Below are 12,750 nucleotides of genomic sequence, written 5' to 3' on the forward strand. Positions count from 1 at the left end.
GAAATTTCCCGATCCTGCATGGCGGTATGGCGTTAGTACATGCCGCCATGCAGGACAGAACAGGAGACCGGCTACACATGAAAATCCTGATCGTCGAAGATGAACTGAAGACTGCGGACTACCTATACAAGGGGCTGACCGAACAAGGCTGCGCCGTCGATGTAGCGCACGACGGCATTGATGGCCAGCATCTGGCGTTGCAGCACGATTACGATGTGATCGTGCTCGATGTCATGCTGCCTGGCGTGGACGGTTTTTCTGTCTTGCATGCTCTGCGCGAAATCAAGCAAACCCCCGTCATCATGCTGACCGCGCGCGACCGCGTGGAAGATCGCATCAAGGGCTTGCAAGGCGGCGCCGACGATTACCTGGTCAAGCCGTTTTCATTCCTGGAACTACTAGCCAGACTGCAGGCGTTGACGCGGCGTGGCCGCGCCCTGGAACCGGCACAATTGAGGATCGCCGATCTGCAGATCGACCTGATCAGCCGCAAAGCCTACCGCGCCGGTATCCGCATCGACCTCACCGCCAAGGAATTTTCCTTGCTGGCGGTGCTGGCCAGGCGGCAAGGCGAAATTCTTTCGAAGACGGCGATCGCCGAACTGGTGTGGGACATGAATTTTGACAGCAACACCAATGTCGTCGAAGTCGCTATCAAGCGCTTGCGCGCCAAGATCGACATGCCGTTCAGCCTCAAGCTGCTGCACACCATACGCGGCATGGGCTACGTGCTGGAACCACGCGAACCGCACCATCCGCATGAGCAGCATGGTCAAGAGAGCATCGAATGAAGCGTTCCATCAAAGTGCGCCTGGTGGCGATGTTCGCACTGGCCGCATTGCTGATTTTTTCACTCATAGGCGGTGCCTTGTACGGCGTGCTGCAGCGTGAATTGGCGCGCCACCAGCACGATGAATTGAATACTCGCTTCCTGGACACCCAGTACATGATCGAGCACAACGGCGATCCCGCCCGCTGGCCGCGGGTTCAGGCGAAACTGGATACGCTGACGCCGGCCGACGGCAGCTTTCGCTATTGGGTGCTGAGCGACGATCCGCGCTTCCAGTACGGCAAGGACCTGGCCGATATCGAAAAGATAGATCGCAACCCGAACGGCATGGGCAACCTGACACTGCGCGGCCGCGCATATCCGCTGCATACCTTGACGAAAGCCCTGCCCGCCTTCCAGGAACGGCCCGCAGTCAGGCTGATCGTGGCGGTGGACGCAGCACCTTATATGCACACCTTGCACGCCTTCATGATTGCGTTGGTTGGACTGTCACTGCTGGGCGTGGTACTGGTGATGCTGCTCGGCTACTGGATTGCGCAAGTAGGATTGCGGCCTTTGAAACAACTCTCTACCGAAGCGCAATCGCTTGGCCCCAAGACCTTGTCGCAGCGCTTGCAAATTTCCCCGCTGCCGGGTGAACTATCAGACCTGACGGCAGCGTTCAATGGCGCGTTGGAACGCATGGAGGGCGCTTATAACCAGATGGAAGCCTTTAATGCGGATGTTGCCCATGAGTTGCGCACGCCGCTGGCCAACCTGATCGGCGAAACCCAAGTCGCGTTGTCACGCCAGCGCACGGCGCCGCAATTCGAGGAAGTGCTGCAATCCAACCTGGAAGAACTGGAACGACTGCGTTCGATCATCAACGACATGCTGTTCCTCGCTCGCGTCGACCAGGGGGAGGCCGCCACTAGCCTGGTGCGCACCTCGATTGCGCTGGAAATAAACAAGACCGTGGAGTTTTTTGAATTTGTGCTGGATGAGTCGAAAATGACGGTCAAGGTAAAAGGCGACATCAATGCCGAGGCCTCGATTGAAACATCACTATTCAAACGCGCCATGAGCAATTTGCTGCACAACGCGATCCAGCACTCAACGCCTGGCGCAGCAATTGTGGTTACCATCACGCAGCAACCTGCGATTATCGGAATCGCCGTCTCGAACCCAGGTAAACCGATTGCCGAAAACCATTTGCCACGCCTGTTCGATCGCTTCTATCGTGTCGATGCCGCTCGCAACGATAAAGACCAAAGCCAGTTGCACGGCCACGGCTTGGGCCTTGCGATCGTCAAGGCAATTGCCAAGATGCATGGCGGCGGCGTGTTTGCAAATAGCATTGAAGGCGTAACGACGATAGGCTTCAGCATCCCAGCCACAGGCGCGATTACGCATTGATAAGAAACGGGCGACATGGAGCTTGCCTGCGCAATAACGGTAACCGACTACAAACTGGCAAGCTATTGGCAATTGCCGGGCGCCATATGAATAGATAGATTAGCTGCGCGGAGTGCGCTGAGAAAAACCGTACGGAATAATACTGAGGATAGAGGCGAGCCTTGTCTGCGGCACTTGCAGGAAATGGCTGTGGCTGCTTCGTTCCCGACCTGACCAGGTTGACCACGCCACAATGCGCAGGGGCCCGCCGGGGTGAATTGTACCGCATTGCGTCATTGCTGGCAGCGCTTTTTACAGCTTTTTGGAAAGCGCTGCCATTTTTCCTGCTATTTGTATAAAGCTTTTCTCCGAATCCCCTCTACAAGCCGAGCTCTTGCCAGATCTGGTCGACCCGCACCTTCACTTCATCCGTCATGCTGATGGTACGACCCCACTCGCGACTGGTTTCACCCGGCCACTTGTTGGTGGCGTCAATGCCCATCTTGCTGCCGAGACCACTGACCGGTGAGGCGAAGTCGAGATAATCGATAGGCGTGTTATCGACGATTGTGGTATCGCGTATCGGATCGACGCGGGTGGTGATCGCCCAGATCACTTCATTCCAGTCGCGAATGTTGACGTCCTCATCGACCACGACGATGAACTTGGTATACATGAACTGGCGCAGAAAACTCCAGACGCCGAACATCACGCGCTTCGCGTGGCCAGCGTAAGCCTTTTTCATTTGCACCACCGCCATGCGGTAACTGCAACCCTCAGGCGGCAGATAGAAATCGGTGATCTCGGAAAACTGCTTTTGCAGCAAAGGAATGAACACCTCGTTCAGCGCCACGCCAAGTACTGCTGGCTCATCCGGCGGCTTACCTGTATACGTAGAGTGATAGATCGGCGACTTGCGCATCGTGATGCGGTCGATAGTGAACACCGGGAACCAGTCCTGCTCGTTGTAATAACCGGTGTGATCACCGTATGGCCCCTCAAGCGCCATCTCGTAGCCGGACGGATGCGATGGATCGGGATTGATATGCCCTTCCAGTACTATCTCAGCCGAAGCCGGCACCCGCAACTCGCTGCCGATGGCCTTCACCAGCTCGGTCCGGCTGCCGCGCAACAGGCCGGCGAACTGGTATTCAGACAGACTGTCCGGCACCGGCGTCACCGCACCTAATATAGTTGCGGGGTCGGCGCCTAACGCCACCGCTACCGGATACGGCTTGCCGCCCGTGGCAATCGCGTGCTCACGGAAATCCAGCGCGCCGCCGCGATGCGCCAGCCAGCGCATGATGACCTTGTTGCGGCTCAGTACCTGCTGACGATAAATACCGAGATTCTGGCGCTTCTTGTGCGGCCCCTTGGTAATCACCAGCCCCCAGGTAATCAGCGGCGCCACATCGCCCGGCCAGCAGTGCTGGATCGGCAGCCTGGCGAGGTCGACGTCATTGCCTTCCCAGACGATATCCTGGCAAGGCGCCGAACGCTGCTCCTTGGGCGCCATGTCCCACAAGGATTTCACCAGCGTACCGAGGCCGAGAATATCCTTGAAACCCTTGGGCGGCTCTGGCTCTTTCAAGCTTGCTAGCACGTGGCCGATGCGCCGCAATTCGCTGACGTCATCAGCGCCCATGCCCAACGCGACACGGCGCGGAGTGCCGAACAGATTACCTAGCACAGGTATCGAATGTCCGCTTGGATTCTCAAAAAGTAGCGCCGGACCGCCCGCGCGCAGAGTGCGATCGCAGATCTCCGTCATCTCCAAATAGGGCGAAATCGGCGTTGAAATCCGTTTTAGCTCTCCAATTTGTTCTAATTTGACAATAAAATCACGTAAATCTGAATATTTCATGAATTTTTACAATCTTTTTACATGTTAATTGAGCAACTAATATTTGCTCGCCAAGTGCTTGATTCTATTGGGTCACAGCGGTAAACCCATGCAATCGTTATACATAAAAGTTATTGTTAATGTTTTTTATAGTATTGACTTGATATAAACCCACTCATACAATGCGCCCAGCTTGAAGAAGCCGCAGCGCCCAAAAAGCGTTTTTAATCGGCTCTCAGTACTTACGGGATCGGGGTCCCACATGACATTTTAAGGAGTGTTTTCAAAAGGCGTCAGCCTTCTCCCCCGAACAAGTTGTTTGCCAGTGGCACGGCGCACTAATGCAGCCGACCAGCTTAAAGTCACATAAGCGCAAACAGCAACGACGTCTGGCATGACGCACACAGCATGCGAAGCCAGGCGATATTGATTACGGTGCAAGCAGCATTCAGTTCAGTTGTACCCGCCCCGCTGTTCCAAGGGGCCTGCATGCACCGCGACGATTCAGGAGGTTCCATTGTTAGCAAGATCTACCAAAGCTTTACCTAGTTGGGCTACGCCCGCGTATTTAAAGAAACTCAGTACTCAATCCGTCAGCGGCGCGCTGTTTGCCCGCGATACCGTCGGCGGTCTTATCGCCACCACTCGCGTTAGCATCCTGTTCAGCGGCATCCTGGCCATCATCGGTCTCAGCACCATGATCATCAAGCCGGACCTGGTCTACAAGCTGCAAAGCCTGCCGTTGTTTGCCAGCAGCGCTCCGCAGCAAGCTGCAACACTACCGGCGACACAAGTTGCCTCAACGATAAGCAACCTGGCGAATGTGCCGGCGAATGCTGCGGCCAAGAACATTGCCAGCCTGACGGTACCGGCGCCAAGCGCCAACGTGAATCATTTGCTGCATATGGATGGACTGGCCAACAAGGCCATCAAACCGCTCGACAGCTCGCGCCAACAGCAATGGGTAACCAATTGGCTGTCCAAGCGTTATCGCGTCGCTGGCGACGCCACCAACATGTTTGTGACGACAGCCTATAAAACCGCGCGCGAAACCAAGCTGGATCCGCTCCTGATCCTGGCTGTGATGGCGATCGAATCGGGCTTGAACCCGTTTGCCGAAAGCCCGGTTGGTGCGCAAGGCCTGATGCAAGTCATGTCGAAAGTACATGAAGACAAGTTCGAAAGCATGGGCGGTATCAAGGCTGCTCTGAACCCGACTGCCAATATCAAGGTCGGCTCCATGATCCTGCGTGACTACGTGAACCAGGGCGGCTCGGTCGAAGCCGGTCTGAAACGCTATGTCGGCGCTGCTGCGTTCGCCAATGATGGCGGCTACGGCTACAAGGTGCTGGCTGAATATCGCCGCCTGCAAGATGTCGCTATCGGCAAAAACGTGCCGTCAACCGGTTCTGTTGCACCTATCGCTACGCCGAAAGCGCATCCGATACAGGCAGTGGCTCCTGCCGATGCCGCCAGCCCGACTCCTGCTGAAGCAGCAGTCAATGTGCCGGACCCGATCGAACGCCGTATCCAGCAGTCAGACAATCAGTTGACTCCCCTGCCACTGACTTGATCGACATCCTGATCTAGCAGCGCGCCAATAAAAAAAGAGCCAATGGCTCTTTTTTTACTTCTGCAAACGGCGCAGGAGGTTACGAAAACCTCCGGGCCTTTTGATCACTCGCCCAAATAAGCCGCCTTCACCTTAGGATCATCCAGCATGTCCTTGGCGTTGCCGGTCATCGTCACCAGGCCGGAATCCATCACATAAGCCCGATGCGCCGCTTCCAGCGCCAATTTGGCGTTCTGCTCGACCAGCAAAATGGTGATGCCTTGTGCGGAAACGTTGCGGATCACTTCGAATATCTTCTCCACCATGATCGGCGACAAACCCATCGATGGCTCATCCAATAACAATAGCTTTGGATGGCTCATCAAGGCGCGCGCCATGGCCAGCATCTGCTGCTCGCCACCGGACAAGGTACCGGCCATCTGCGCAGCCCGCTCTTTCAAGCGCGGGAAGACAGTGAACCACTTGTCGATGTCAGCCGCAATGCCGGCCTTGTCGTCACTTGTGTACGCGCCCATGAGCAGATTTTCCTGGATGCTCATGCGGGTAAATACGCCACGCCCTTCCGGCACCATCGCCAGTTTTTGCTTAACCAGGTTAAACGAGGTCAAACCCTTGGTGTGCTGCCCCAGATAGTGCATCTCGCCTTCGACTTTACATTGCGGCAAAGTACCGGTGATGGCTTTCAGCGTAGTAGTCTTGCCAGCGCCATTGGCGCCAATCAGCGTGACCAGCTCACCTTCATTGACGTCGAGGTTGATGCCCTTGACTGCCTGGATGCCGCCATAAGCGACTTTCAGGTTGCTGATTTTCAGGATATTGGTTGCCATTAGTGACCACCTCCCAGATAGGCTTCAATCACTGCAGGGTTCTTCTGGATTTCTGCTGGCAATCCTTCCGCAATCGGCTTGCCGTAATCCAGCACGGTCAGACGGTCACACAAGCCCATCATCAGCTTGACATCATGTTCGATCAACAAAATGGTCTTTCCTTCATTCTTGATTTTTACCAGCAGTTCACGCAGCGCCAATTTTTCGGTGGCGTTCATGCCGGCAGCAGGTTCATCCAATGCCAGCAATTGCGGCTCTGTCGCCAGCGCCCGGGCGATTTCCAAACGGCGTTGATCGCCGTACGACAAATGACGCGCAGTACGTTCTCCAAAACGACCGATACCGACGAAATCCAGCAATTCTTGCGAACGCTTGCGAATTGCCAGTTCTTCCACGCGGGCCGCCTTGTGGCGGAACACCGCGCCGAACACACCTTGGTGGGTGCGTACGTGACAACCTACCATGACGTTTTCCAGCACAGTCATCTCGCCAAACAGGCGGATGTTCTGGAATGTACGGGCAATCCCCGCCTTGGCGACTTCATGCGGTGCCGACGGCGAATACGGCTTGCCGGCCAGCTCAAAGGATCCGGTATCGGCCTGGTACAAGCCGGTGATGACGTTAAAGAAAGTCGTCTTGCCCGCGCCGTTCGGCCCGATCAGGCCATAAATCTGGCCTTTCAGGATCTTGACGTTGACTTCAGACAAAGCCTGCAAACCGCCGAATCGCTTGTTGACGCCGGAGATATTTAAAATTGTTGGTGCGCTCATGTGATCTCCTTAAGCCTCTACCACGCCGGTTGCCAGCGTAGGTTTATCGATATCGGCATCCGGCCGGTCCTCGTGCTTGGGTGCTGGCCACAAGCCGGCTGGGCGCGTCAACATGATCACCACCATCGCCAGGCCGTACAGTAACTGACGCAATACTTCGGCATCGATCAGTACCGTGCCGAACAACGCCATCTGCAGCGGTTCCACGGTATGCCGCAAGACTTCCGGCAACGCCGCCAGCAAGATACCGCCCAGCACCACGCCAGGAATATGGCCCATGCCGCCCAGCACCACCATCGCCAGCACCGCAATCGACTCAGTCAGCGAGAATGATTCCGGCGAGACAAAACCCTGGAACGAGGCAAACATCGCACCAGCAACGCCACCAAACGAAGCGCCCATGGTGAACGCCAGCAGTTTCATATTGCGGGTATTGATGCCCATCGCCTTCGCGGCGATTTCATCTTCGCGGATCGCCACCCAGGCACGGCCCAGGCGCGAGTTTTGCAAACGGATCGAAATGAAGATGATCGCAATGCACAGCACCAGGAACAGGAAGTAATAGGCGTTCACCGATGGCATGCCGATGCCGCCAAAATACACGGTCGCATTAGAGCCGCGTTCACCTGCCAGCGAGACGCCGAAGATGCGGATCGGATCGATCAGGTTGATACCCTGCGGACCGTTGGTGATATTGACCGGCGCGTTCAGGTTGTTCATGAAAATCCGGATGATTTCACCGAAACCCAGGGTCACGATGGCAAGGTAATCGCCGCGCAACTTGAGTGTAGGCGCACCCAGGATAGCGCCGAACATGCCCGCCAAGGCCGCACCCAGCGGCACGATCACCCATAGCGACAAGTGAATGCCGTTCTGGACAATTTCCGGACCGCAGACCATGACCAGGAAATTGCCAATGGCAGGATACGTATTGACGAAAGATTCCAGCACCGAGGCGAACTGCGGCGAGGCAAGCAAGCCGGTCATGTAGGCGCCGATCGCGTAGAAGGCGATATAGCCCAGATCCAGCAGGCCGGCAAAACCGACCACGATGTTCAGGCCCAGCGCCAGCATGATGTAGAGCAGAGCGAAGTCCATGATACGGACCCACGAATTGCCGAAATTGGCGGCAATGAACGGGAATATCATGAACAGGATAGCAAGGGCGACCAGGCTGGTGTAAGCCTTGGTCGGATTCTTTTTGGTGTCGAAGAAATTGGCCATGTATGTTCTCCGAATTAAGCGCGATCGGCGACACGTTCGCCCATGATGCCGGATGGACGCAAGGTCAATACGATGATCAGCACGATGAAGGCAAAGATGTCCTGGTAGTTACTACCGAAGAAATTGCCGGTCAGGTCGCCGATATAACCTGCGCCGAGACTCTCGATCAAGCCCAGCAGGATACCGCCCAGCATGGCGCCGTAGATATTGCCGATACCGCCCAGCACTGCAGCGGAGAAGGCTTTCAAGCCTGGCACGAAGCCCATGGCGAACTGCGCAGAAGAATAATTCGCTCCCCACATCACGCCGGCCACTGCCGCCAGCGCGGCGCCGATGGCGAAGGTCATGACGATGACACGGTTGGAATCGACGCCCATCAAACCCGCAACCCGCGGATTCTCGGCGGTAGCGCGCATGGCGCGGCCCATCTTGGTTTTCTCAACCAGCATCACCAGGCCGAACATCGAGGCAGCGGCCAGCACCAGCAACATGATCTGCGTAGGCGAAATCAGGGCGCCGAAAATGTGCACAGGGTCGGACGGCATGACTTGCGGCACTGGCAGCGGGCTGCGGCCCCAGATCATCATGGCGAAAGTCTGCAGCAGGATGGATACGCCGATCGCTGTGATCAACGGCGCCAGTCGCGGCGCGTTGCGCAACGGCCGGTAGGCAACGCGCTCGATGATCAGACTGACGATGACGCAGACCGGTATGGCGCCGATGATGGCAATCGCCAGCTGGACGATGCCAGGCAAGCCGGGAGCGACATGCTGCAGCAGCTTGAGGATGGTCAGGCCAACCATCGCGCCGATCATCAGGATATCGCCGTGGGCGAAATTAATCAGGTTCAAGACGCCGTATACCATCGTGTAACCGAGGGCAATCAACGCATACATGCTTCCCAGCACCAAGCCGTTGATAACTTGTTGGATAAAGATATCCATAATTTCCTTCTTGTATGTGTGTTTCGGTTCAAATCGGTCAGAACACTATTGCGACCATATCAGAGGCAGCACAGCAAAAATCATTCCCGATACAAAAACGGCACCTTGGATAAAGTCCTAGTGCCGTGGGGAGACGCCCTTTCGCTTAACTGGAAAGGTAATTTGGCATTGCGTGAATAGCCGGTATAAGAAGGATGAACGAGGTACACATATTTGTTTGTCTCCTATTACGTCTTTATAAAAAACGTTTTTATCTTAAAGTGCCTTGCCTCGATGGGCAAATGCACCATGACCGTGCAGATTATAGCTAACGTTGAGGGATAAGCAACTCTGACAGCACTACAATATTACCTTGCCAAACGTGCTTCGGCACTGGGTTTTACAATCAAGTTACAGCGCCGCAATGATAGCGAGGAAAACAAAAAACTATCGATGGAAAAGTAGGATTTATTCGAAATATAATTTCGCGCCAGAATGAGGCAAACACCCCATTGGGCTTGGATTTGCGCGACCGTTTTGACCATTGGCCAGCAACGGTGAAACAAGTTTATCCCATGAAAATTTTCAGATTCCCATGGGCAATCAACTTATTTCATTCGTCGTTTTCGCGAATCAGGCCCGCGCCAGGCCCTTTGGCATAGGGAACGTGACGTTTTCTTCTGCGCCGTCGAGCGTACGCACATTCTTGGCGCCGTAGGCAGTCAGGCGATCAATTACCGCCTGCACCAGGACTTCGGGTGCAGAGGCGCCGGCGGTCACGCCAATGCGGGTTTTGCCTTGCAGCCAGTCAGGATCGATCTGCTCGGCGTTATCCACCATATAGGCAGCGGTGCCGCGCTTCTCGGCTACTTCGCGCAAACGGTTGGAATTCGAACTGTTGGGGCTGCCGACCACGATCACTACGTCAACCTGCGGCGCCATGAATTTCACGGCTTGCTGGCGATTGGTGGTGGCGTAGCAGATATCGCCCTTCTTCGGCTCCGTGATCAGAGGAAAGCGCTGCTTCAGAGCGACAATCACATCTGCGGTATCGTCGACCGACAAGGTAGTCTGCGAGACATAAGCCAGCATCGCCGGATTCGCCACTTGCAGCTTGTCGACGTCGGCCACGGTTTCCACCAGATGCATGCCGCCCTCTGTCTGGCCCATGGTGCCCTCGACCTCGGGATGGCCTTCGTGACCGATCATAACAATCTCACGTCCCTCGCGCCGCATCTTGGCGACTTCCATGTGCACCTTAGTCACCAGTGGGCAAGTTGCATCAAACACTTTCAAGCCGCGCACCTCAGCTTCTTCCTGCACCGCCTTGGATACGCCGTGGGCAGAAAAAATCACCGTGTTCCCGGCCGGGACATCCGCTAGCTCTTCAATGAAGATCGCGCCCTTATTTCGCAGATCCGCCACCACATAGGCATTGTGGACAATCTCGTGGCGCACATAAATCGGTGCGCCAAACTGTTCCAGCGCGCGCTCGACGATTTCAATCGCGCGGTCGACACCGGCGCAAAAACCACGCGGCTGCGCTAGTAGAATTTCTTTATCCATAGTCATTCCTTCAATCGGCGCAATTACAAAATGCCGATGATTTTTACTTCGAACTTGAGCGACTGCCCCGCCAGCGGATGATTAAAGTCGAACAAGGCGCCCTGCTCATCAATCTCGCGCAACACGCCAGCGAATTGACCACCGCCCGGCGCCGCGAATTCCACCAGATCGCCAATACGATACTCCTCGCCCAACTGCGAATTCTGACGCAAGGTCGCGCGCGACACGCGCTGGATCAGCTCTGGATTGCGTGGACCGAAAGCCTGTTCCGGCGGCAGGTCAAAGGTTTGATGCGTACCTTCAGGCAAACCCAGCAGGCAACTCTCCAGGAATGGCGCCAGCTGGCCCATGCCGAATTGCAAGGTGGCCGGTGACTCTTTGAAAGTACTGACAATATCTTCACCCTCTTGTGAAGCAAGGCGATAGTGCAACGTTAAATAGGATGCTTCGGTGACGACAGGCAAAGACAAATTAGACATAAATTAGACGCAATTAGGCAAAAACACCACTAACAAAAAGGCAATCGTTCATCTGAAGATGATATTGTAAGCCACCTTGCAGCACATGACGTGCTTCGCACTCAGCAATTCATCCATGCTATGGCAATTACAGATTGGCCCACAGACCAAAGACCGCGCGAACGCCTGATTAAATTCGGGCCGCAGGCGCTTTCCGATGCAGAACTGCTGGCAGTATTCCTGCGGGTTGGCACCGCAGGCAAAAGCGCAGTCGACCTGGGACGCGAAATGACCTCCCATTTCGGCTCGTTGAACGGGCTGTTTTCCGCATCGCTAAAGGACTTTTGTTTGATTAACGGCCTCGGACCTGCGAAATACGCCCAACTGCAAGCCATCCTGGAACTGGGGCGGCGTTCGCTGGCAGAGGAATTACAATCGGGCAGCAGCTTTGATGCGCCAGCCGCGGTAAAGCAGTACCTGCAATTACTGTTAACCAATAAACCGTATGAATCCTTTCTGGTGCTGTTCCTCGATGTCAAAAATCGGCTGATCTGCGCCGAGGAGCTGTTTCGCGGCACGCTGACCCACGCCAGCGTTTATCCACGCGAAGTAGTCAAGGCTGTCTTGGCGCACAATGCCGCGAGCATCATGCTTGCACACAATCACCCCTCAGGCACGCTGGAGCCGAGCGCCGCCGATCACAAGCTGACACAAACCCTGAAACAGGCCATGGATCTGATCGGTGTCCGGGTGCTCGATCATTTCATCGTCGCCGGCACCAAGGTGTACTCGTTTGCAGAGCATGGCCAGTTGTAAATTTGCAATATTAGACCAAAACCAAATTGTTAAATCATAAAACGCGCATAAGACACAATTGTTTTCCGCAAGTCGTTGAAAAATCTCATTTTTTTATATATACTCTTCTTTTTTCCAGTTTCGGAAATCTTTTAGGAGTAAAAACATGGCACGTGTCTGCCAAGTCACCGGGAAGGGGCCGATGGTCGGCAACAACGTTTCCCATGCAAACAACAAGACGAAACGTCGCTTTTTGCCTAACTTGCAAAATCGCCGCATTTTCGTTGAGTCTGAAAATCGCTGGGTCTCCCTGCGTTTGTCCAACGCCGGTTTGCGCGTAATCGACAAAATCGGCATCGATGCCGTGTTGGCCGATCTCCGCGCTCGTGGCGAAAACGTCTAACTAGCAGAATAAAGGAAGAATCATGGCGAAATCAGGCCGCGACAAAATCAAGCTGGAATCGACCGCAGGTACAGGTCATTTCTACACTACGACAAAAAACAAGCGTACAACACCGGAAAAAATGTCGATCATGAAATTTGATCCGAAGGTACGCAAGCACGTTGAATACAAAGAGACCAAGATCAAGTAATTGATCTGCACTCT

13 protein-coding genes and 1 other RNA gene are annotated in these 12,750 nt (G+C 55.0%); 6 read left to right on the top strand and 8 right to left on the bottom strand.

What is annotated here, in order from left to right; all coding sequences use genetic code 11:
* Window positions 1-77 precede the first annotated feature (77 nt).
* Entirely contained in the window at window positions 78-791 is a 714-nt protein-coding gene (locus LT85_RS17405) for a heavy metal response regulator transcription factor (RefSeq protein ID WP_052135286.1), read from the top strand.
* Window positions 788-2,185, top strand: coding sequence for a heavy metal sensor histidine kinase (locus tag LT85_RS17410; RefSeq protein WP_038491268.1), 1,398 nt, complete (start codon window positions 788-790; stop codon window positions 2,183-2,185). Before LT85_RS17405 ends, LT85_RS17410 begins: the two co-directional genes overlap by 4 nt.
* Before the next feature lie 150 nt (window positions 2,186-2,335).
* Here LT85_RS17410 and ffs read toward each other — a convergent pair.
* Together ffs and ubiD are read right to left on the bottom strand one after the other, a co-directional pair.
* Window positions 2,336-2,434: signal recognition particle sRNA small type (gene ffs, locus LT85_RS26115), an RNA gene on the bottom strand.
* A gap of 109 nt (window positions 2,435-2,543) precedes the next feature.
* Window positions 2,544-4,028: a 4-hydroxy-3-polyprenylbenzoate decarboxylase gene (ubiD, locus tag LT85_RS17415; RefSeq protein ID WP_038491271.1), complete on the bottom strand. Its 1,485-nt coding sequence runs from the start codon at window positions 4,026-4,028 to the stop codon at window positions 2,544-2,546.
* 496 nt (window positions 4,029-4,524) lie between these two features.
* On the opposite strand from ubiD, the gene LT85_RS17420 reads away from it, so the two are divergent.
* Complete coding sequence (locus LT85_RS17420; RefSeq protein ID WP_253273566.1) at window positions 4,525-5,580, top strand: transglycosylase SLT domain-containing protein; 1,056 nt, start codon at window positions 4,525-4,527, stop codon at window positions 5,578-5,580.
* A 104-nt stretch (window positions 5,581-5,684) separates the two neighbouring features.
* Here LT85_RS17420 and LT85_RS17425 read toward each other — a convergent pair whose 3' ends face one another.
* The 6 genes from LT85_RS17425 to LT85_RS17450 all read right to left on the bottom strand — a co-directional run bounded on the left by LT85_RS17425 (window position 5,685) and on the right by LT85_RS17450 (window position 11,369).
* Window positions 5,685-6,407 carry an ABC transporter ATP-binding protein gene (locus tag LT85_RS17425; RefSeq protein WP_038491274.1) on the bottom strand — a complete coding sequence of 241 codons (723 nt, stop codon included), beginning with the start codon at window positions 6,405-6,407 and terminating at the stop codon, window positions 5,685-5,687.
* On the bottom strand, window positions 6,407-7,177 hold the full coding sequence (locus tag LT85_RS17430) for an ABC transporter ATP-binding protein (protein ID WP_038491277.1): 771 nt from the start codon (window positions 7,175-7,177) through the stop codon (window positions 6,407-6,409). The genes LT85_RS17425 and LT85_RS17430 overlap by 1 nt, the downstream gene beginning before the upstream one ends.
* A 9-nt stretch (window positions 7,178-7,186) precedes the next feature.
* Window positions 7,187-8,401, bottom strand: a complete 1,215-nt coding sequence (locus tag LT85_RS17435; protein ID WP_038491279.1) for an ABC transporter permease subunit — start codon at window positions 8,399-8,401, stop codon at window positions 7,187-7,189.
* A gap of 14 nt (window positions 8,402-8,415) precedes the next feature.
* A complete protein-coding gene (locus LT85_RS17440; RefSeq protein ID WP_038491282.1) occupies window positions 8,416-9,345 on the bottom strand; it encodes a branched-chain amino acid ABC transporter permease in 930 nt (309 codons plus the stop codon).
* 612 nt (window positions 9,346-9,957) lie between these two features.
* Window positions 9,958-10,890: a 4-hydroxy-3-methylbut-2-enyl diphosphate reductase gene (gene ispH / locus LT85_RS17445; RefSeq protein ID WP_172656997.1), complete on the bottom strand. Its 933-nt coding sequence runs from the start codon at window positions 10,888-10,890 to the stop codon at window positions 9,958-9,960.
* A 23-nt stretch (window positions 10,891-10,913) separates the two neighbouring features.
* The gene (locus LT85_RS17450; RefSeq protein WP_038491288.1) at window positions 10,914-11,369 is read right to left on the bottom strand and encodes an FKBP-type peptidyl-prolyl cis-trans isomerase; all 456 of its coding nucleotides are present in this window, start codon (window positions 11,367-11,369) and stop codon (window positions 10,914-10,916) included.
* Between the two features lie 120 nt (window positions 11,370-11,489).
* Here LT85_RS17450 and radC point away from each other — a divergent pair, with 120 nt between their 5' ends.
* The 3 genes from radC to rpmG all read left to right on the top strand — a co-directional run bounded on the left by radC (window position 11,490) and on the right by rpmG (window position 12,736).
* Complete coding sequence (radC, locus tag LT85_RS17455) at window positions 11,490-12,164, top strand: RadC family protein (RefSeq protein WP_038491292.1); 675 nt, start codon at window positions 11,490-11,492, stop codon at window positions 12,162-12,164.
* Between the two features lie 145 nt (window positions 12,165-12,309).
* Window positions 12,310-12,546, top strand: a complete 237-nt coding sequence (gene rpmB, locus LT85_RS17460; protein WP_038491295.1) for a 50S ribosomal protein L28 — start codon at window positions 12,310-12,312, stop codon at window positions 12,544-12,546.
* Window positions 12,547-12,568: 22 nt separating this feature from the next.
* Window positions 12,569-12,736: a 50S ribosomal protein L33 gene (gene rpmG / locus LT85_RS17465; protein ID WP_009667251.1), complete on the top strand. Its 168-nt coding sequence runs from the start codon at window positions 12,569-12,571 to the stop codon at window positions 12,734-12,736.
* Window positions 12,737-12,750 lie beyond the last annotated feature (14 nt).

The organism is Collimonas arenae (assembly GCF_000786695.1).
GTDB lineage: Bacteria > Pseudomonadota > Gammaproteobacteria > Burkholderiales > Burkholderiaceae_D > Collimonas > Collimonas arenae_A.